Annotated in this window: 23 protein-coding genes; 13 read left to right on the forward strand and 10 right to left on the reverse strand. The window is 67.9% G+C overall.

Features of this window, described 5'->3' with window-relative positions; all coding sequences use genetic code 11:
• A complete protein-coding gene (locus AC0IZJ_RS17690) occupies positions 1–1,671 on the reverse strand; it encodes an ExeA family protein (protein WP_471852379.1) in 1,671 nt (556 codons plus the stop codon).
• A 311-nt stretch (positions 1,672–1,982) separates the two neighbouring features.
• Between AC0IZJ_RS17690 and AC0IZJ_RS17695 the strand changes: the two genes are divergently transcribed.
• Both AC0IZJ_RS17695 and AC0IZJ_RS17700 read left to right on the forward strand, forming a co-directional pair.
• Complete coding sequence (locus tag AC0IZJ_RS17695; protein WP_471852381.1) at positions 1,983–2,858, forward strand: PEP-CTERM sorting domain-containing protein; 876 nt, start codon at positions 1,983–1,985, stop codon at positions 2,856–2,858.
• 110 nt (positions 2,859–2,968) lie between these two features.
• A complete protein-coding gene (locus tag AC0IZJ_RS17700) occupies positions 2,969–3,706 on the forward strand; it encodes an Lcl C-terminal domain-containing protein (protein ID WP_471852383.1) in 738 nt (245 codons plus the stop codon).
• Positions 3,707–3,736: 30 nt separating this feature from the next.
• Here the strand turns inward: AC0IZJ_RS17700 and AC0IZJ_RS17705 are convergent, their stop codons facing one another.
• Complete coding sequence (locus AC0IZJ_RS17705; protein WP_471852385.1) at positions 3,737–4,501, reverse strand: SapC family protein; 765 nt, start codon at positions 4,499–4,501, stop codon at positions 3,737–3,739.
• A 106-nt stretch (positions 4,502–4,607) separates the two neighbouring features.
• Positions 4,608–5,102, reverse strand: coding sequence for a hypothetical protein (locus AC0IZJ_RS17710; protein WP_471852387.1), 495 nt, complete (start codon positions 5,100–5,102; stop codon positions 4,608–4,610).
• Between the two features lie 255 nt (positions 5,103–5,357).
• On the opposite strand from AC0IZJ_RS17710, the gene AC0IZJ_RS17715 reads away from it, so the two are divergent.
• Genes AC0IZJ_RS17715 through ku form a run of 3 tightly spaced genes read left to right on the forward strand, consistent with a single transcriptional unit; the run spans position 5,358 to position 6,827 of the window.
• On the forward strand, positions 5,358–5,705 hold the full coding sequence (locus AC0IZJ_RS17715; protein ID WP_471852389.1) for a PRC-barrel domain-containing protein: 348 nt from the start codon (positions 5,358–5,360) through the stop codon (positions 5,703–5,705).
• A gap of 21 nt (positions 5,706–5,726) precedes the next feature.
• Positions 5,727–5,903: a hypothetical protein gene (locus AC0IZJ_RS17720; RefSeq protein ID WP_471852391.1), complete on the forward strand. Its 177-nt coding sequence runs from the start codon at positions 5,727–5,729 to the stop codon at positions 5,901–5,903.
• A 15-nt stretch (positions 5,904–5,918) separates the two neighbouring features.
• Positions 5,919–6,827 (forward strand): non-homologous end joining protein Ku, encoded by a 909-nt coding sequence (gene ku, locus AC0IZJ_RS17725; RefSeq protein WP_471852393.1) that lies wholly within the window; start codon positions 5,919–5,921, stop codon positions 6,825–6,827.
• Between the two features lie 11 nt (positions 6,828–6,838).
• Here the strand turns inward: ku and AC0IZJ_RS17730 are convergent, their stop codons facing one another.
• A complete protein-coding gene (locus AC0IZJ_RS17730; protein ID WP_471852396.1) occupies positions 6,839–7,840 on the reverse strand; it encodes an NADP-dependent oxidoreductase in 1,002 nt (333 codons plus the stop codon).
• Complete coding sequence (locus AC0IZJ_RS17735; protein ID WP_471852399.1) at positions 7,837–9,057, reverse strand: MFS transporter; 1,221 nt, start codon at positions 9,055–9,057, stop codon at positions 7,837–7,839. The genes AC0IZJ_RS17730 and AC0IZJ_RS17735 overlap by 4 nt, the downstream gene beginning before the upstream one ends.
• A 74-nt stretch (positions 9,058–9,131) precedes the next feature.
• On the opposite strand from AC0IZJ_RS17735, the gene AC0IZJ_RS17740 reads away from it, so the two are divergent.
• On the forward strand, positions 9,132–10,103 hold the full coding sequence (locus tag AC0IZJ_RS17740) for an AraC family transcriptional regulator (RefSeq protein ID WP_471852402.1): 972 nt from the start codon (positions 9,132–9,134) through the stop codon (positions 10,101–10,103).
• A gap of 9 nt (positions 10,104–10,112) precedes the next feature.
• Here the strand turns inward: AC0IZJ_RS17740 and AC0IZJ_RS17745 are convergent, their stop codons facing one another.
• Positions 10,113–10,961: a PEP-CTERM sorting domain-containing protein gene (locus AC0IZJ_RS17745; protein ID WP_471852405.1), complete on the reverse strand. Its 849-nt coding sequence runs from the start codon at positions 10,959–10,961 to the stop codon at positions 10,113–10,115.
• 424 nt (positions 10,962–11,385) lie between these two features.
• On the opposite strand from AC0IZJ_RS17745, the gene AC0IZJ_RS17750 reads away from it, so the two are divergent.
• Together AC0IZJ_RS17750 and AC0IZJ_RS17755 are read left to right on the forward strand one after the other, a co-directional pair.
• Complete coding sequence (locus tag AC0IZJ_RS17750) at positions 11,386–11,544, forward strand: DUF3309 family protein (protein WP_471852408.1); 159 nt, start codon at positions 11,386–11,388, stop codon at positions 11,542–11,544.
• A 179-nt stretch (positions 11,545–11,723) separates the two neighbouring features.
• Positions 11,724–12,233, forward strand: coding sequence for a nuclear transport factor 2 family protein (locus AC0IZJ_RS17755; RefSeq protein WP_471852411.1), 510 nt, complete (start codon positions 11,724–11,726; stop codon positions 12,231–12,233).
• A 313-nt stretch (positions 12,234–12,546) separates the two neighbouring features.
• Here AC0IZJ_RS17755 and AC0IZJ_RS17760 read toward each other — a convergent pair whose 3' ends face one another.
• Both AC0IZJ_RS17760 and ssb read right to left on the reverse strand, forming a co-directional pair.
• Positions 12,547–13,461: a restriction endonuclease gene (locus AC0IZJ_RS17760; protein ID WP_471852413.1), complete on the reverse strand. Its 915-nt coding sequence runs from the start codon at positions 13,459–13,461 to the stop codon at positions 12,547–12,549.
• A gap of 124 nt (positions 13,462–13,585) precedes the next feature.
• Positions 13,586–14,134: a single-stranded DNA-binding protein gene (gene ssb, locus AC0IZJ_RS17765; protein WP_471852416.1), complete on the reverse strand. Its 549-nt coding sequence runs from the start codon at positions 14,132–14,134 to the stop codon at positions 13,586–13,588.
• Positions 14,135–14,316: 182 nt separating this feature from the next.
• Here ssb and AC0IZJ_RS17770 point away from each other — a divergent pair, with 182 nt between their 5' ends.
• The 5 genes from AC0IZJ_RS17770 to AC0IZJ_RS17790 all read left to right on the forward strand — a co-directional run bounded on the left by AC0IZJ_RS17770 (position 14,317) and on the right by AC0IZJ_RS17790 (position 18,133).
• Positions 14,317–15,420, forward strand: coding sequence for a sensor histidine kinase (locus AC0IZJ_RS17770; protein ID WP_471852418.1), 1,104 nt, complete (start codon positions 14,317–14,319; stop codon positions 15,418–15,420).
• The gene (locus AC0IZJ_RS17775) at positions 15,417–16,160 is read left to right on the forward strand and encodes a LytR/AlgR family response regulator transcription factor (RefSeq protein WP_471852420.1); all 744 of its coding nucleotides are present in this window, start codon (positions 15,417–15,419) and stop codon (positions 16,158–16,160) included. Before AC0IZJ_RS17770 ends, AC0IZJ_RS17775 begins: the two co-directional genes overlap by 4 nt.
• Positions 16,157–16,963 carry a head GIN domain-containing protein gene (locus AC0IZJ_RS17780; protein ID WP_471852422.1) on the forward strand — a complete coding sequence of 269 codons (807 nt, stop codon included), beginning with the start codon at positions 16,157–16,159 and terminating at the stop codon, positions 16,961–16,963. The genes AC0IZJ_RS17775 and AC0IZJ_RS17780 overlap by 4 nt, the downstream gene beginning before the upstream one ends.
• Before the next feature lie 63 nt (positions 16,964–17,026).
• The gene (locus tag AC0IZJ_RS17785; RefSeq protein ID WP_471852424.1) at positions 17,027–17,905 is read left to right on the forward strand and encodes a hypothetical protein; all 879 of its coding nucleotides are present in this window, start codon (positions 17,027–17,029) and stop codon (positions 17,903–17,905) included.
• Between the two features lie 12 nt (positions 17,906–17,917).
• Positions 17,918–18,133: a SlyX family protein gene (locus AC0IZJ_RS17790; RefSeq protein WP_471852426.1), complete on the forward strand. Its 216-nt coding sequence runs from the start codon at positions 17,918–17,920 to the stop codon at positions 18,131–18,133.
• On the opposite strand, the gene AC0IZJ_RS17795 is transcribed toward AC0IZJ_RS17790, so the two are convergent.
• A complete protein-coding gene (locus AC0IZJ_RS17795; protein WP_471852429.1) occupies positions 18,099–18,860 on the reverse strand; it encodes a tRNA-uridine aminocarboxypropyltransferase in 762 nt (253 codons plus the stop codon). The two genes, AC0IZJ_RS17790 and AC0IZJ_RS17795, sit on opposite strands and share 35 nt — an antisense overlap.
• A 53-nt stretch (positions 18,861–18,913) precedes the next feature.
• Entirely contained in the window at positions 18,914–19,399 is a 486-nt protein-coding gene (locus AC0IZJ_RS17800) for a cupin domain-containing protein (protein ID WP_471852431.1), read from the reverse strand.
• Positions 19,400–19,410 lie beyond the last annotated feature (11 nt).

Consider the following 19,410-nt stretch of genomic DNA (forward strand, 5'->3'; position numbering starts at 1 on the left):
TCAGTCGGTCGATCGGGGGTCCAGGCGAGGTTCGGCCACGCCTGTTGCCCGGTTGATCTGCATCAGCGTGACCGGGCCGATGCGGCCGTCCGGCTGCAGGCCCTGGCTGGCCTGGAAGGCCTGCACCTGGCGGCTCAGCTCGGCCCAGCCGTTCGGCGTGGAGGCGGCCATGCCCGGGATGCCGGCCAGCTGCGTGGCCAGCCAGTCGCGCAGCGGGCCGATGTTGTCGGCGCGGTTGGCATAGCCCGGCGGCACGCGCCAGAACGTGGTGAACTCGCCGCGCCAGGCGCCGGCCAGGTCGGTCAGCGTGACCTGGCGCGGCTTGCCGTCCACCACCAGCGTGGCGTTCGGGCCATCCAGCCCCACCAGCGCGGCCAGGGCCTGCGGCTGGCCGGGGCGCCGCAGTGTCAGCAGCACCGGGCGGTCGATCAGGCGGATCAGCGACAGGCTGCCGCTGTTGCTGCGGTAGCACTGCAGGCCACGCTGGGCGGCGGCGGTGCAGGGGTCTGCCCCGGCCGGCAACGGCAGGCCCCAGGCCTCGGCCAGCGCGGCCCAGGCGTCGCTGTTCTGCGGCGTCCAGTCGGCCAGCTGCAGCGGCTCGGGGCTGCTGGCGGCCGAGGCCGGCTGCGCGGGGGCGCTGGCCGCCAGCGCCACGGTCGGCGCGCTCGCGGCAGAGGATGCAGCAGCGGAGGCAGCGCTCGCCGACGTGGCCGCCACCACCGCTGCGCCGGCCTTGTCGCCGCGCCCGGCCCGCCATTGCTGTTGCAGGCTCCAGGTCAGCCCGGCCCCGGCCACGGCTGCGGCCAACACCCCCAGGCCCAGGCCGACCGATACGCGCCGGGGCACGGGCGCGGCCTGCTGCACGCCGAACACCTCGGCGGCGGCCCGGCGCACGATGGCCCGTGTGACCTCCGCCTGGCCGCTGGCGTAGCCACCCAGCAGTGCGCGGTCGCAGAGCAGGTTGATGCGGCGCGGCACGCCGCGCGTGAGCTGGTGGATCAGACGCAGCGTCTTGCCGTCGAAGGGCAGCGCGCCGGTGAGGCCGGCCACGTTCAGGCGGTGGCGGATGTACTGCGCCGTCTCGGGCTCGGACAGCGCGCCCAGGTGAAAGCGGGCGATCACGCGCTGCGCCAGCTGCTCCAGCTCGGGCCGGGCCAGCATGCCGCGCAGCTCGGGCTGGCCGATCAGCACCACCTGCAGCAGCTTGCGTTCGGCCGTCTCGAGGTTGGTCAGCAGGCGCAGCTGCTCCAGCACGTCGGCCGACAGGTTCTGCGCCTCGTCGATGATCAGCACGTTGTTGCGGCCCGCCGCATGCTGGGCCAGCAGGAAGGCGTTCAGCGGGTCGACATAGCCCTTCACCGTCTGCGCGCCCGGCGGCACCGGGACATGGAACTCGTCGCAGATCGCCTGCAGCAGCTCAGGGACGGTGAGCTTGGGATTGAAGATGTAGGCGACGTTGCAGTTCGCCGGGATCTGCTCCAGAAAGCAGCGGCAGACGGTGGTCTTGCCGGCGCCGATCTCGCCGGTCAGCAGCACGAAGCCGCCGCCGCCATCCAGGCCATACAGCAGATGGGCCAGCGCCTCGCGGTGCCGCTCGCTCATGAACAGGTAGTGCGGGTCCGGCGCGATCGAGAACGGCGCTTGTCTCAAGCCGAAGAAGGGCGCGTACATGGGGCGGCAGGATAACCATGCTTGCCGGTCGGGCGCTGAGCGAGCAGACGCCTGAGGTTGATGTTGAACGCTTCTAGGCGCGGGCTCAGTACCGCGAAGGCGCCTGTTGCGTAGCGTGCCGTGGCGCTCGCATTCCCGGCACGGCTGTTCATTGCGTCAACGGTTCGAAGCGCCAAAAGTAGCCAAAGGACCACGCCGTTCGCATGCAAGGAAACGCGAGTCGCCTCAGCACGTCCTGGCATCTGCTCCGCCAGATGCGGCTGGCGCCGCCAGCGCCTCAGCACAACGATGCGCGATGCCTTGATAGGTCAGTGACCGGCAATCCGTTTAGCCAGGTGGGGCGCTTTGATCCGCAAATGACGGGGCTGCGCATCCGCGGGAGGACACACATGAACTCAAGCTTCAAGCCTTGGATCGCCGCCAAAGCCGCAGTTTCAGCATCGGCGATGCAACCCAAGGACGCGGGCAGGCCATGGAAACGTTGGGCCCTCGCGCTGGCCAGCGCCGGCGCTTTGGCAACGACTGGCGTGCAGGCTGTGCCGGTGGCCTACACCGACCGTGCGGCCTTCGATTCGGCGGTGTCGGCGCTGCCGGGCATCTCGGTCTCGACCTTGGACTTCGACGGGCCTGCTGCCGACACGGCCATCGTCAGCAACACCCGCACGGGCGGCATTCAATTCAGCTACGACCTGGGTGGCGTGAGTCTTCAGGTCAGCAGCGGCGCCGCGACGACCTCGGGGGCCAACTTCCTGGGCACCGACGACGGCGGCGTGCTGCAGCAGGGCGACGGCTTCCAGATGGCATTCAGCGCGGCCCATGCCATCGGCCTGTACGTGATGGCCATCGACGAACTGCTGGATGACGATTTCCGGCTGATGGTCGGCAATCTCGCCGTCAGCCTTTCAAAGGTGGACCTGCAGCAGACCCTGGCCGACGGCACCCGGGTCTATTTCCTCGGCCTCGTCGATGGAACGTCGACCTTCAGTTCGGCAAGCCTGCGCACGGACCTGAACGGCACGGGTCAGTTCCTCTGGAACGCCGATGACATCGTCACGGCGAGCGCGAAATCCGTCGGAGGCGGCACCGTCCCGGAGCCCGGCAGCGTGGCGTTGCTGGCTGCCGCCTTGGCTGCGTGTTTCGCAGTGCTCAGGAAACGCTCGAAGAACGTCGGCAGCTCTCACTGCTGAGCGCCGCCGGCGCAGCGGAGAGGTTCGCTGCCGACGGTGGCGAAACCCGCGCTTTTGTATTTTTCAACGGTGGCTGCGGCCACCTCCTCTCAACCACCAAGGAGTGAAAGATGAAGAACTTGACGGGTAGAACCCAACTGGCGTGGCGTGCGCTGCTGGGAGTCATGGTCCTGGCCGTGGCAGGCGGCGCCGCTGCGCAACGCCTGTCGCTGGACGGCCTGCAGACCCAGATCAACGCCAAGGTGGGGCTGTCGGACCTGACCGGATGCGCGGCCGACGACACGGCGGTGCGCGTGAATGGCGCGTGGAAGTGCAGGCTCGCGGGGCCGCGCCTGGTGGACAACGGGGACGGCACCGTGAGCGACAACACGACGGGCCTGACATGGGAAAAGAAGGTCGCCTGTTCCGCCATCGACCTTGGCAATCCGCACTGCGTGGTCAATCGCTATACCTTTAGCTCCGCAGCCAGCAACGGGACCGGGCCGACCGGAACGCTGTTCAACGACTTTCTGGCCAGGCTCAACGGCGCCAAGACAGACAACCCGTCGAGCGCCGCCTGCTTTGCCAGGCACTGCGACTGGCGCATTCCGACCGTCTCGGAACTCCTCACCATCCGGCGCGGGGGCACGGTACGCTGCATCGCCGTGCCTTGCGTGGACCCGATCTTCGGGGCGGTGCCGTCGTCGCAGCTGTGGGGCGTCCTGTTTCTGTACCACACCGCAACCGAGCAGGCCAGCAACACGCAGAACGCATGGATCGTCGAGTTTGGCGACTACATCGGCGGCGCGTATACCGCAGGGCCGAAGGGCGTAGAAGCCTACGGCCGAGCGGTTCGCGGCGGGCTTTGACGCCCGGCGAGCCATGGGTCGCGCCCCGGCCTAGTGAGTGGCTGGCGCCGCGTCGCGCTCCGCCGTGTCCAGCGCGCGGCGCTCATCCAGCCTCTGCGCCAGGCGCTGCACCTGCTGGATGGACAGCAGGTGGGCATAGGCCCAGCCCAGCCAGCCCTTGGCGGCCAGGTCCGCCAGCGTGGCCGCGTCCAGCGCGCGCAGCTTGGCCTCGTTGATGGTCTTGAAGCCGCGCAGCGCGCTCTTCTGGCCGTCCAGCGTGTACTCGATGGCGCCGTCCTGCAGCAGCTCCAGCGCGGCCAGCTGGTTGGCAAAGTCGCGGCTGGCGGCCATCTCGCTGCGAAAGCTCAGCAGGAAGCGCTTGATCTCCTCCAGCCACGGTGTCTCCTGGCCGTCGGTGCCGAACAATGCCTCCCCCTGCTCGGTGTTCAGCCCCACGCAGGCGCGGTCCAGGCAGACGGTGAAGGTCGGGTCGCCCTCGGTCTCGGCCAGCACGAAGGGGTAGCGGCGGAAGAACGCCGGCAGATAGGCGCCGCGCGCCCAGCTGCCATCGGGCTGCACGAACAGGTTCTCGTGGTCGCGCAGGCCCACCAGCGCCGCGATGCTGTGGCCGTCGGCCACCTCGATGAAGACGCAGGGAAAGTCCAGCACCGCAAACGGCAGCTCGCTGGCCGCGATCAGCACGGAGTTGGTCTCGCGCGCAAAACCGAAGGGCTGGGCGGGCGGCGCCAGCTTGAGCTGGCGGTGCTGTTCACGGTTCAGGGCGACGAGGTCTTCGTAGATCAGCAGCGTTTTCATGGCGGGCGGTGGCAGAAGAGCAGAAAGGGCGAAGGGGCCGATTCTGCTCAAACCCGCGGCTGCCGCACGAGGGTGGCTTCCCCTCTCCTGGGGAACGCCGCCGCCCTCACCAGGTGGCCGCGTAGGTCACCATCACGCGGCGGGCCTGCGGGCGCAGCATCAGCTTGCTCTGCGAGCTGAGCTTGTACGACAGCGCACCGCGCAAGCCGGCCACGCCGTCGTTCTTGGGCCGCTGGAAATTCATGCGCGATGCCCAGCCGGTGTCACGCTGCCAGACCGGAGCCTCCACGCCACCGCTCAGTCGGCTTGTCAGGTCGTAGCTCACACCGGCCCATACGGCTTCGCGCACGGCGGCCTGGGGGCCAAGTTGAACGGGTGAGCGCACCTGCTGCTCCAGGCCAAGCTGATAGCGCCAGCGTGAACGCTCGCGCTGCTTGGCCAGCCACTGCGGGTCGCGCCAGTTCAGCTCGGGGTCGGCGGCCGCCATGGCCTGGCCTTGGCCTGCCAGCGCGGTGCCGTTGGCGGCAACGTTCTGCACCTGGGCGTGAGCCGGGCCCACGAGGCACAGGCAGAGCAGCGGGGCGATCAGGCGGGACGTCATGGGAGGTCTCCGGGCAACAAGCTTTGTTGGAGCAAATGATGGACAAGGCGCCTCGCCTGCGTTGTCGGCGTCGTTCGTCACCGCGTATCAGACAAAAAGCGGACAGACAGCGGAAATACGGCAGCCCGGCTGACGGCCCTTGCGCGTGTTGTCCGGCAGGGGTCGGCCGGCACCTACAACCGGACCGCCCGCAGGCTGATCGCCCCGTGTGACCTTGCGGCCGATAGTGGTTGCAACGCTTTCTGAGGAACCCCCATGAGCCTGCATCCCAACATCTCCTCGTCCAAAGTCGAGGGCACCGCCGTCTACAACCTGGCCGGCGAAAAGCTCGGCAGCATCGACGACCTCACCATCGACAAGCGCAGCGGCCTGGTGCGCCACGCCGCGCTGGAGTTCGGCGGCTTCCTGGGCCTGGGCACCGACCTTTTCCCGCTGCCCTGGAGCATGCTGACCTATGACACCGAGAAGGACGGTTATGTCGTCAATCTCGACATGGACCAGATCAAGAGCGGCCCGCGCTACGCCAAGGACTCGGCACCGAGCTGGACCGACGAGTACGGCCGCGGCGTGTACGACCACTACGGTGCCCCCTGGGGTATCTGACGCCTTTGTGGGGAGCCCGCCATGAAGCCACGCTTCGCCCAGCTGATGACCGGCGCGCTCGTCGCCATGGCAGCACTGACGGCCTGCCGCAAGGAAGTGCCGGCGCCCCTGCCGTCGCCCGACCAGGCGCCCAAGCCGACCGTGCAGACGAGCTACTTCGCATCGGCCGGCAGCGCCACGCTCGCGCTGCGCAGTTGAAGTGATGGCTGAGTAATGGCTGAGCATCAAGGCGGCGGCCCGCGCGCCATCTGGAAGGGCGCCATCTCCTTCGGCCTCGTGCATGTGCCGGTGGCCTTGCACACGGCCACGAGCGAGCAGGAAGTCGACTTCGACTGGCTGGACAAGCGCAGCATGGACCCTGTCGGCTACAAGCGCATCAACAAGCGCACCGGCAAGGAAATCGCCAAGGAGCACATCGTCAAGGGTGTGAAGCTCGAAGGCGATGACTACGTCGTGCTGTCCGACGACGAGATCAAGGACGCCTACCCCAAGCGCACGCAGACCATCCAGATCGAGGCCTTCGTGAAGGCGACGGACGTGTCCTTCGTCTACATCGAGAAGCCCTATTACCTGTCGCCCGATGCCAAGGCGCAGCGCGTCTATGCGCTGCTGCGCGAGGCGCTGGAGGCAGCCGGTGTGATCGGCATCGCGCGCTTCGTGCTGCACAACAAGGAGCACCTGGCCGCCCTGATCCCCACCGGCCCGGCGCTGATGCTGGGCACGCTGCGCTGGGCCGCGGAGATCCGCTCGCCGGACGCACTGGACCTGCCCAAGGCGGGCGAGGCCGGCCTCAAACCGGCCGAGCTGAAGATGGCCCGCCAGCTCATTGCCGAGATGACCGCGCCCTGGAAGCCGGAGGAGTTCAAGGACGACTTCACCACCGCCATCCACGCCCTGGTGGCCGCCAAGGCCAAGGCCGGCAAGAAGGCGACGGTGAAGCCATTCGAGGAAGCGCCGGACACCGGCAGCAGCAACGTCGTCGACCTGACCGAGCTGCTGCGCCAGAGCCTGGGCGGCAAGGCGGGTAAAGCCAAGGCGCCTGCGAAGAAGTCGGCTGCCAAGACAGCCGCCAAGACATCAGCTAAGGCTCCGGCGAAGGCAACGGGCAAGAAGGCCGCCTGACCGTCAGCGCTTCACTCCGCTGCCACCCGCACCACCGTCTTCCCGAAGTTGCCGCCGCGCAGAAGCCTGGCCAGTGCAGCCGGCGCCTGCTCCAGCCCGTCGACGATGTCCTCGCGCAGCGTGATGCGGCCTTCCGCCAGCCAGGCGCTCATCTCCTTGCGAAAGGCGTCAAACCGCGGGCCGAAGTGGTCCAGGATGATGAAGCCCTGCATGCGGATGCGTTTGGCCAGCAGCGTGGCCAGGTCAGGCCCGCGCGCGGGCGCGCCGTCGTTGTAGTGGGCGATGAAGCCGCAGACCGGCACGCGGGCGTGCAGGTTGAGCAGCGGCAGCACGGCGTTGAACACCTCGCCGCCGACGTTCTCGAAATACACGTCGATGCCCCGCGGGCAGGCCGCCGCCAGCCGCGCGGCGAGGTCGGGCGCGTGACGGTCCAGGCAGGCGTCGAAGCCCAGCACGTCGACGGCGTGGCGGCATTTGTCTTCCCCGCCGGCAATGCCGACGACGCGGGCGCCCTTGAGCTTGGCGAGCTGGCCGACGACGCTGCCGACCGCGCCGGTCGCTGCCGCCACGACAACGGTTTCGCCTGGCTGGGGCTGGCCGATGTCCAGCAGGCCGACATAGGCCGTGAAGCCTGGCATGCCCAGGCCGCCCAGCGCGAGCGAAGGCTGGGCCATGTTCCCCAGCGCCAGCAGGTCGCTGCCGTCGCTGACGACGTAGTCCTGCCAGCCGGCATTGGCCAGCACCAGTTCGCCTTCGTTGAAGGCGGCGTTGCGTGAGTTCACGACGCGGCTCACCGTGCCGCCCACCATCACGCCGCCCAGCGGCACCGGCGGCGCATAACCCGGACCGACCGACGCCATCAGGTTGCGCTGGTAGGGGTCGACGGAGAGGTAGAGCGTGCGCAGCAGCACCTGGCCGTCCGCCGGCTCGGGCACGGGCTGGGTGTCGAGTTGGAAGTGCTCCGCCCCCGGCAGGCCCTGCGGGTGGGCGGCGAGAGTGAGGCGGCGGTTCATGCTGGCACCTTCGCGGCGGCACGGGGCCCGTGGCGCAACGTGAGCAGCGTGCCGAGCGTCAACGCGACGACCGCGAAGGCCGGGCCGCCGAGCGCGCCGATGCGGTCCACCAGCAGCCCGCCGCCGATGGCGCCGCTGGCGATGGCGATCTGGAAGCCCGCCACCATCAGCCCGCCGGCGCCTTCGGCCTGGTCGGGCGCGGCACGGACGATCCAGGTCTGGAAACCCACCGGGAAGGCGCCGAAGGCAAAGCCCCACAGCGTGACCGCCACGGCCGTGACGATGGGCGAGCTGCCGGCAACGAGCAACAGGGCCGCCAGCAGCGCGATCAGCACGCCGCCGGCCACGATGGCCGCGCGCTCGCTGCGCCCGGCCAGCCAGCCGCCCGCGAAGTTGCCCAGGAAGCCGCCGATGCCATAGCCCAGCAGCACGCCCGAAATCGCGCCCACGGACAGGTGCGTCACCTGCTCCATCAGCGGCCGGATGTAGGTGAAGCCGGCGAAGTGGCCGGAGATGACCAGCAGCACCGCCAGCAGCGCCACGCGCACCGGCGGGCGGCGCAGCAGCTCGGCCAGCACGCGCAGGTCGGGCTTGTCGCGCGGCGGCAGCGCGGGCAGCGTCAGCACCTGCACCGCCAGCGTGACGAGGCTCACCGCGCCGGCCGCGATGAAGGCGCTGCGCCAGCCCCACACGTCGCCCATCCACGCGCCCAGCGGCGCTGCGCAGACGGTGGCGATGGACACGCCGGCCAGGATGACCGACATGGCCTTCGCGAACTGGCCGTCCGGCACCAGCCGCATCGCCAGCGCGGCAGACATTGACCAGAACCCACCCAGCGCCACGCCCAGCATCACCCGCGCCACCAGTAGCACGGCCAGGTTGCTGGCGGTGGCGGCCAGCGCGTTGGACAGCAGCAGCAGCACCGTGAAGGCGAGCATGACGCGCTTGCGGTCCAGCTTGCGTGTCAGCAGCGGCAGCGACGGCGCGGCGATGGCGCCGACGAGGGCGGTGGCCGTGACGGCCTGGCCGGCCGCGCCATCGCTCACGCCCAGGTCGGTGGCCATGGCGGTGAGCAGGCTGGCCGGCAGGAACTCGGCCATGACGAGGCCGAACACACCCATGGTCAGCGAGGCGATGGCGGGCCAGTTGGAAGCCGGTGCCGCGGCGGGCGGAAGGGCCGCTGCGGCCGGGCAGGTGGTGCAGGACGAGGAGGACAACTCAAACCCCTTCAGAGGAACGGAAGGGGATGCTAGGTCTAGCATTCCGGCGTTTGAATGCCGAAAGAGCCCAAATGCTTGACCAATCCTCCAGCATCACCGCACTTCCCAACGGTCCGGATTCGCTGACGCAGATCCTGCTCGGCCTGCGGCTGGACGGTGTCGAGTACGGCCGCTGCATCATGCGCGCGCCCTGGGCCGTGGCCTTCCCGGCGCAGCGCGCGGCACGCTTTCACTTCGTCGGCAGCGGCGGTTGCTGGCTGCGCACTGCCGGCACGGACTGGGTGCGGTTGAACCCCGGCGACGCCGTGCTGCTACCCCACGGCAGCTTCCACGTGCTGGCCAGCGCGCCCGACGTGCCCACGGTGGACATCGATTCGCTGTCGCGCGTGGCCGTGTCCGAGAACATCTATCTGGTGGGCGGCCCGCCCCCGGCCGACAGCTCGGAAGGCCCGCCCAGGGACGTGATGTTCTGCGGCGCGCTGCGCTTCAACCTCGACCCGCTGCACCCCCTCATCGCCATGATGCCGCCGCTGATGCTGACCGGCGACCTGGCCACCAAGGACGCCACCGTGCCCGCGCTGCTGGACGCCATGGAGCGCGAGGTGGCGCTGGACCGCATCGGGGCCTGCGGCATCCTGGCCCGGCTGGCCGACGCGCTGGCCGCCAGCCTCATCCGCGCCTGGGTGGAATGCGGCTGCAACGACTCGACCGGCTGGGTCGCCGCCGTGCGCTGCCCAAAGATCGGCAAGGTCATCGCCGCCATCCACGCCGAGCCCGAAGGCGACTGGAGCGTGCCCCGCCTGGCCGGGCTGATGGGCGCGTCCCGCTCGCGCTTTGCCGACGCCTTCACCCGCACCATGGGCGAGAGCCCGGCCAAGTACGTCGCCAAGGTCAAGATGTTCCAGGCCCGCCGCTGGATCGCGCAGGACGGCATGCGCGTGGCCACGGCGGCCGACCGGCTGGGCTATGAGTCGGAGGCCTCGTTCAGCCGCGCGTTCAAGCGGGTGATCGGCCACGCGCCGAGCGCGGCGAGGGCCGGCTGAGGCGCCGATTCAGCGGCGCTCGGCGCGCACCCGCAGGCTCACGAACAGCAAGCCGGCGAGGATCAGCGCGTAGGTCTCGGGCTCGGGCACGGGCGCCAGCAGCTCGGCACCCACCAGCGTCTTGGTGACGGTGGAGCCGAGCGGCGTGGTGAGGTCGTGCACGTCGTAGTACGCCGACACCAGGCTCACGCTCACGTTCGACAAGTCGACGTTGCTGCCCGCGAACACGGCCACCTCGAAGCTTGTCGAGGCGGTGATGTTCAACGCGACGGCTGCCGATTCGCCGCCATAGGTGTTGCTGTCGGCGCTGGTGCCGCTGGACGAACCCAGCAGCGTCCAGGCATCGGCCCCGGCCAGGCGGAAGTAGTAGGACGGCAACGCCGGCACGCTGGTGCCGAAGGGCGATGCCACCGGCGTGTAGCTGCCGCTGCTGTAGATGCTCAGCGTGGCGCTCAGAGGCGCCGTGCCGGTCACGGTCGCGCTGAAGGTCAGGAACTCATTGCCCGGGGTGTTGCCTGTCAGCGCCTGGCTCCAGTAGAAGAAGTCGGCCGACCCCAGCGTGTCCGTGCGCGTGTTGTTCACCGTGGTGACGTCGTACACATAGGCCAGGCCGCTGGAGGTGGTGGTGGGCGCCGTCTGCACGACCTTCTCGGTGACCGTCGTGGAGGTCGACCCGAAGTCGGTACTCAGGATGTTCGTGAAGGTCGCGGCCGGCGTCACGTCGGGCGCACCCGCCGCCGATACCCCACCGAGCACCGGCGCCGCCGGCGTGACGGTGAGCACGGTGGCAGAAGCTGCGGCCGCATTCAGCAGAACGGCGGCCGCAAGGGCAGAAAGGACAACAAAGTTCGCGCGCATGGGTTCCTCCCTCTCGCAAGCAATGACGTTGCTTGTCGAAGAGGCAAGAGCGGGTTCTGTGCCAACTTCGTTACAGGCCCCCGCATGTCGGGGTGTTTCTAGGGGGTCAAGTGGGTTCCGGCGAGGGCTGCGAGGGCGGGCGTGAGCACGGCAGTGCAGACCTGACCCCCGAGAGGCACCGGGGTGGGGCCGGGGGCGCCTGCGGGTGGTGCTCATCACGGCCCCTGCGGCGAGCGCTGCGCAGGGCGGGTACGACACAGGCCTGGCGAGCCGACCAGCGTGAGCAAAGGCCGCGCGCCGGTGCTCTCAGCCTACGGGCGGTTCGCGCTGCGCTCCTACACCTGCGCGCTCGTCGGCAGCTGACATTCGAGTCACGGCCGGCCACCCGCATGCGTGGCCTTTCACCAGCCAACAGGAGACCACCATGAGTCTTGGCTTGATCCTTCTTATCGTTGTCGTTCTTCTGCTCCTTGGAGCCATCCCCGCATGGCCACACAGCCGCGGCTGGGGTTACGCCCCGTCAGGCACGATCGGCGTCGTATTGCTGATCCTGGTGGTGCTGTTGCTGATGGGGCGGATATAGGCCGCAGTTGCGGCTGGTGCCGCTGAGGCAGCCGCTGGCTGCATTGGCGCGCCCGCGGGAACGGCCTGTCTGGCGAATCTCCCGCTTGTCCTTCGGCGCGCGCGGCCTGTCGCGTCGCGCACGCTGAGGAGCAGGGCTCCTTGCAAACTGCCGATCGTGCAGCCTTGCAAGGAGCCCTCGTGCGCAATATTTCGATGCAGCCACGCGCTGCCGGCTTTCACGGCCATTCACGCCAGTTGCTGGCCGTGCTCTTCTCCGCCACCTTTGCTCTGCCCTGCCTCGCGCAGGACACGGCTCGTTCGGGGCCCCTGTATGACGAACTCGCCGGCATGGACGCCGCGGTGTTCGACGCGGCCTTCCTGACCTGCGACGCCGCCAAGTTCAGGGCCCTGTTCACCGACGACGCCGAGTTCTATCACGACAAGGCCGGCGCGAGTTTTGGCGAGGCGGTGAAGGTCCTGAAGTCCTGCCCCCGCGACAACGGCGTCACGCGTACGTTGGTCCCGGGGAGCCTGGAGGTCTATCCGATGCAGGGCTATGGCGCCGTGCAAATCGGGCGTCACGTCTTTGCCCGCAAAGGCGAACCCGGCTCGGAGGAGGCGAAGTTCGTGCACCTGTGGAAGCGCGAAGCCGGCGGGTGGCGGCTGGCTCGGGTGCTCAGCTTTGATCATCGGCCGAAGGCGCCTTAGCCCTTGCCCTCGGGGCGCCTCACGCGCCCTCGATGTCGACGTGCGGCGAGTGCGGCGTAAGGATTGCGCGTGTTCAGCCTCAAAGGACTTCCAGTGCCCCAGAGACGACTTCGCGACACCGTCCGCCACCTTGAGAGCGGCCTGACGCAAGCTGGCTGTCTGGCCAATTTCCGGCTTGTCCGTTGGCACGCACTGTTCGTCGAGTACTGCTCGCTGCACTCGCGGCGCGCTTTGCAAACTACCGCGATTGGAACCGTCGAATGAAACCCTAACCGCCGCTTCATGCGGGCCGCCCAATATCAATCGAAGTTGATCAAAGCGCGTCAAGTTGAATAGCATCCGGAACGCGCTCAAACTGGGATTTATGAGCAAATATATGCATTTCAAGAAATCCGGAGGGCGCTCTCTCTGTGTTTAACCTTGGTTTCCATTGGCTGAAATCCATGGGAACTGGGTCCGTTTGGATCGAAGTTCCAGCAGGAAAAGTCGCTTGTCCTGAATTCCAGTTTAAGAAGCCTGTCCCGCTAATTCCCACGAGTCTTTCAAGCTTTTCGCAAACGCGTTCAGCTTTAAATGAAATTGCTAAGCAGGGATATTTGATATTTGACTGTATTTCTACGGTCTGTGCGTTGTCAAAAACAACTGAAATATCGACGACCCAACCAAAATCTTCGGATTTGCCTTCATGATCTAGCAAGTAGTTTGTGAACCAATCAATTACTTTTTTCCCACCAATTTCGATTTCATTAGCATTGAATCGTATAGGGACTCCTGGGTCTTTCTCAAAATGCAAACCGACCGATATTTGACTCCAGTGCGCAATATCAGCCTTCCAGTGAGTACCGATGAAGAATTTACGATTGGCAGGATCGCCATTTAACAAGGAAAGTGCTTGAATACCATTGTGTGAGCATTGAGCCAACGCGGGCTTTGTAAACCCGTTCCGAGAAATGACGATTTTGAAATTCGCGTTCACATCCTGCGATTTAGTAACAAAAGCATCAATGTCTGGCGTTCCGACTTTTCTCGTCTGATCCTTGCACTCTATTATTCCTAGCATTGGCTGGCCAGCAAAAAAGCCTCGAATGACAATATCGAATTGTCGAAGGTGGCCTAACCTATTCAACAGAAGTTGATTGTGAGTTACTTCGGATGCGGGATCGATTTGCGCCTGAAGCGCGGCAACTGCTTTCTCAAACTCTATTCCAGGAAGCGTGTCTACTGACATTTCTGCTTATTCGATTTGGCTAGGATATCCGATTCACTAAGCGATGCCTGCAAGGCGTGCAACGCGGAAAAAAGGCCCGTAACGTTGCCGTTCGGGCCTTTTTTCACTCGTCTGAAGCAAAGCGTCAGAACGGAATATCGTCATCCATATCATCAAACCCCGTCGACGCCTTGGGCGCCGGGGCCGGAGCGCGCTGAGCCGGGGGCCGAGCCGCTGCCGGGGGGCGGGCCGCAGCGGCACGCGGAGCGCCACCGCCGTACTCGTCACCACCACCGCCGCCACCACCACCACGGCCGTAGCTGGCGCCGCCACCGCCTTCATCGCCACCGCCCTGGCCGTCACGGCCGCCGAGCAGTTGCATCTCCTGCGCAATGATTTCGGTCGTGTAGGTGTCGCGGCCTTCCTTGTCCTGCCACTTGCGGGTCTTCAGGCGGCCTTCGACGTAGAGAGGGCGGCCCTTCTTGACGTACTCGCCGACGATTTCGGCCAGGCGGTCGTTGAAGACGACGCGGTGCCATTCGGTCTCTTCCTGGCGCTCGCCGCTTTCGCGGTTCTTCCAGTTGCGGGTGGTGGCCAGGCTGAGGGTGACCCAAGCGCCGCCGCTGGGGTTGTAGCGAACCTCGGGGTCTTTGCCGACGTTGCCGATGATGATGACTTTGTTGACGCTGGCCATGACGCTCGTCCGAATTCGATGGGGAAGGGTGCGAATTATGCCGACGCACCCGCCCGAGCGGGTCAGCAGTAGCCCGGCCCGGCCGGGTCATCCCTTCCCGGCATCCCGCATCCCGCACCCCGAGGCCCGCACTTCGTCTCCCCACCCCACAGCCGGCCGGCACGTCTCCCTAAGATGAAGCCATGAACAGCCTGGCCCCACGTCAAAGCAACCGCCGCCCCAACCGGCGGTTGTGGCTGGCGTATGCCGGCGGCTGCGCGCTGGCCTGGTGCCTGTTCGTGCTGGCCGGCAGCGAGTTCGACCGCGGGCTGGACCCGTTCTGGCTGGCCGTCTACCAGGCCACCACCATGCTGTGGGCGCCCATGCTGCTGGGCATCGCCATCTGGCCGGTGGCGCGCCGCCTGCATGCCGGTGATGCCGGCCCCTCCGCCACGGCCATGGCGCACATCCTGGCGGCGGTGGTGTTCTCGGCCTGCTGGCAGGCGGGCGAGTTCGCCGTCAACACCGCACTGTTCGGGGCAGACCATGCCGGCGCCGTGCTGGTGGCCGGCCTGCTGTGGCATTCGGTCTGGGGCCTGGTCGTCTACGCGGCCATTGCCACGGCCTTCACGGCGGTGTTGCAGTCGCGGGCGGCGCGCGGCGCGGCGGTGGCGGCGGCCCAGGCCGAGAGCGCGCTGGCCCGGGCCGAGCTGTCGGCCATCAGCGGCAAATTGAACCCGCATTTCCTGTTCAACACGCTGAACTCGCTGATCGCGCTGACCCGCAAGGACCCGGCTGCCGCCGAGGCCGCGCTGCTGAAGTTCGCGTCCATGCTGCGCTATGTGCTGGACACCAAGCGCGGCGCCGAGGACCGCGTCATGCTGTCCGACGAGATCGATTTCCTGCGCGACTACCTGGCGCTCGAAGCCCTGCGCCTGGGCACCCGGCTGCGCGTGGACTGGCAGCTGGAAGAGCGCACGCTGGCCGACGAGCTGCCGCCGCTGACGCTGCAACCGCTGGTGGAGAACTCCATCCTGCACGCCGTGGCGCCTCGCAAGGCCGGCGGCTGCGTGACGATCACCGCGCGCCGCAACGCCCTCAACCAGGGCCTGGACCTGGCCGTGGCCGACGACGGCCCGGGCTGCGAGCCCGAGGCACTGGAGCCCCAGCCCGGCCAGCGCCGCGGCGTGGGCCTGGCCGCATTGCGCAAGCGCTTCGCGCTCGACTACGACGGCCGCGCCCGCCTGCGCATCCACACCGCCCCCGGCGCCGGCTTCCGCGTCGACCTCTTCATCCCACAGACATGAGCACCACCACCGTCCTGATCGCCGAAGACGAACACCTCGCCGCCGAGGCGCTGGCCGACTGGGTGAAGGCCACGCCGGGCCTGCAACTCGTGGCCGTGTGTGAAGACGGCGACGACGCGCTGGCGCAGATCCGCGCGCTCAAGCCCGCCCTGGTGCTGACCGACATCCAGATGCCCGGCATGACGGGGCTGCAGGTCGTGCGCGAGATCCAGCACGACGCCCACCAGCCGCGCATCATCTTCACCACGGCCTATGACGAGCACGCGCTGACGGCGTTCGAGCTGCATGCGGTGGACTACCTGCTCAAGCCCTTCTCGCGCGAGCGCTTCGACGAGGCCGTGGCCCATGTGCTGCGCGATGCGGCGCCCACCACCGCCGAGGTTGCCCACGCCCTGGGCACGCCCGCCGACGCGCCGCTGACCCGCCTGCTGGTGCGCGACCAGGGCAAGATCTTCCCGCTTCAGGTGGGCGACATCGAGAGCCTGCGCTCCGACAACAAATACACCGCCATCACCAGCAAGGGCCGCAGCTTTCTCGTGCGCCTGCCGATTGCGAGCTTCGAGACGCGGCTGGACCCGACGCGCTTCCTGCGCGTGCAGCGCGGCTGCATCGTCAATCTCGATTTCGTCGACAGCATGACGCCGGACGAGAACTCCCAGCTCGTCGTGCAGCTGCGTGACGGCAGCCGCATCACGGCCAACCGCGAGGTGTCCAAGATGCTGAGGGAGCAGTCGCTGTGAAAACCTGGTTGCTTGCCTTGTGCTTCGCCGCGAGCCTGGCGCACGCGCAGAGCGCGTCGCCCGAACAGCCCGAGAGGCCGGAGAGGCCCGAGCGCCCGGAGAAGCCTGAGAAGGCCGAGAAAGCCGAACGGCCGGCGCCCCCTGCGCCGCCGGCCGGGCCCGGCAGGGTCTACGCGCCTGGCCCGTTCGACCGCGTGGAGCTGGGCGGCGCGGCGCGCGTCATCGTCGTGCAGGGCGACCGTGACCAGGCCTTTGTCTCCGGTGACGACGAGGTGCAGCGCAGCGTCAAGGTCGATCTGCGGGACCGCCAGCTCATCGTCCACCCCGCCGGGGGCTGGAAGTTCTGGCACAGCGACAAGCTGTTCGTGCAGGTCGAGCTGCGCCAGCTGCGCCAGTTGTCGGTCTCCGGCGCGAGCGACGTGCATGTGCTCGGCCCGATGCGCGTCGACCAGCTCAAGCTGACCATCAGCGGCGCCGGCAGCGTGCGCATGGACCAGCTTCAGGCCCGCCAGCTGACCTTCGGCATCAGCGGCGCCGGCGACGGCCAGCTCGGCGGCCGCGTGGAGGAGGTGGCCCTGCAGATCTCCGGCAAGGGCAAGGTCATTGCCGACCGCCTTCAGGCGCAGCGGGCGCGCGTCAACGTGAGTGGCATCGGCAATGTGCTGCTCTGGGTGACCGACGACCTGGCCGCCCACATCTCCGGCGTCGGCTCGGTGGACTACTTTGGCAACCCGAGCGTGCAGCGCTCGGTGTCGGGCATGGGGTCGATCTCGGCCAAAGGCGAAAAGCGGCAGGAGCGCTAGTCATGGTTGGGGTTGCGCCCGCTGCGCGTCCGCACTCCACTCCCGGTCTCACCGGAGACCGCCATGCCGCACCCCGTCAAGATCATCAGCCCCTACGACCTCGGCGGCGACACGCCCTTCCCGCTGGACCTCTACGGCCAGTGCTTCCTGGCGCAGGGCGACTCGTGGTTTTCGCTCGGGGCCATTCCGCCCTACCTGACCACCAACGTGCTGGAGGAGCTGCGCCTGGAGCGCGGCGCGGTGGCGGTGAACTGCGCGGCGCCGGGGGCGGTGCTCAAGCGCATGGTGGACAACGTGCGCGCGCCCAACTTTGCCAACCAGCTGAGCGGCAATGTCGCGACGCGCTGGAGCGCCGTGCTCGTCTCCGGCGGCGGCAACGACCTCATCGAGGCCATCGGCTCGCCGCCCACCGCCCCGCGTGCCCAGCGCCTGCTGCTGACTCCCGCCGAGCGAGGCGTGGCGGGCGAAGCCGGCAGCTACCTCAGCGCCGAGGGCTGGCAGACCTTCAGCGTCTACCTGGGCGCCGTCTTCGCCGGGCTGATGGACCTGCGCGACCGCGGCGTCAACAAGCAGACGCCGCTGCTGCTGCACAACTACGCGCTGCTGCGCCCGCGCCCCGCGCCGGCGGGTGCGGGCTTCGGGCCGTGGCTACAGCCGGCGATGGTTGCCTTCGACGTGCCCGAGAACGTCTGGCTGGCCGTCGGCGAGCTGCTGATGAAGCGGCTGGGCCAGCTGCTGCTGGACCTGGCGGCGCAGCGCAGCGTCAGCCATCCCGGCGCCGGGCCCATCCAGGTCATCGACAGCCAGGCCGCCAACCTCGTGCTGGCGGACGAAGGCAGCGCAGGCAAGTCCGGCGACTGGGCCAACGAGATCCACCCCACTCGCGACGGCTATGCCAAGGTTGCGGCCAAATGGGCCGAGGCGCTGGACGCGCTGGCCTGATCCAATAGCCGCATGGACGACCTGCATACCCTGGAACAACGCCTCACCGACCTCGAGATCAAGGCCAGCTTTGCCGAGGACACCGTCGAGCAGCTGAATGCCGTCGTCGTGCGCCAGCAGGCCCAGATCGATCGGCTCGTCCGCGAGCTGGTGGAGCTGCGCAACCGCGCCACCGTCGAGCCCGGCGCTCAGGTCAATCTGCGGGACGAGCTACCGCCGCACTATTGACTGCCTCGTCCAAAAGCTGATGGGCCCGGCTTTCCCAGGCGATGGGCAACTGGTTCTTCGCCTGAAGGTAGTGGTGCGTGAAGACACCCAGGTAGGCGTCGAGCGTCTTCCCGGCCGCCTCGTCGCCCGCAAGATCCAGGCACTGCGCGGCCACCTCGCTCGTGCAGAAATGGTCGCCGCAACGTGAGCGGCGCAGCCGGTACTGCGAGGCCTCGGCGGGCGCCAGGCTGAGCACCGGCATGTGGTTCAGGTAGGGGCTGCGGCTGAACATCTTGCGCGCCTCGGACCAGGTGCCATCCAGCAGGATGAACAGCGGCCGCTTGGCCGCGCCGCCCTCGCCGGCGGCGCGCGGCTGGACGGCCTGCACCACACGTTCCGGCGCGGCGTATTGGCCCGGGAAGACGACGTAGCAATCCCAGATCGGGTCGCTCAGCAGGGCAATGAGGGCGGGATCGGGCTGGGTGCGCGACCAGCTGAAGGCGAAGGTGTCCGCGACCGTGTCCGCAATCAGCCAGCCGGTGTTGGTCGGCTTCAGCGGCTCGATGTCGGCCATCAGCAGGCACACCGCAGCGCGTGTGCTCACCGAAGGGCGCAAGGCGCACATGCAGTGGGTCGGCACCAGCCGGCAGCCCTCGCAGCGCTCGCGCTTGAAGCCACCGCGAGCCATGAACGGCTTGGTGGCGCCCGCGAGACGGGCAGCGCGAAGAACAGACACGGCATGGGGCATGCGCAGATTGTCGGAGCAGGGAGCAGCGCTCGGACTGCACCCGGGCGGCAGCGTCAGGCCTCGCCGTCCCAGTAGTCCAGCCCCGCCTCGCGCCGCTGCAGCAGGCGCAGGTCCGTCGAGAACACGCCGACCTTGCCCGAGTCAGGGTATTCGCAGACCTCGGGCTTCTCCATCGTGCTGATGCTGAGGTAGTGCAGCGGCGCGCCGGAGGTGTTGACGATGTGGTGCGGGTACTCCGGCCCCGGCGGGATGGTGATGACGTCGCCGGCCTTGATGGGCACCAGCTCCCCGGCCACCCGCAGCGTGCCCTCGCCCTGCAGCACGATGAACATCTCCTCTTCCGCATGGTGGAGGTGGTAGGGGCAGCTCATCTGGCCGGGCGCGACGATGTCGGAGCTGGCGCCGAGCTTCTTGGCAGCGGTGCCCTTGGTCAGGCTGGCGTTCTCGCTGTCATAGCGGGGAGGGCGCACGAAGCGCTCGCGCGGCACGTCGTTGAAATTGCGGATCAAGCGCTCGCGCAGCTCGGCGGGTGTGGTCATTGGAAAGCTCC

Source organism: Roseateles sp. AC306, from assembly GCF_979253795.1.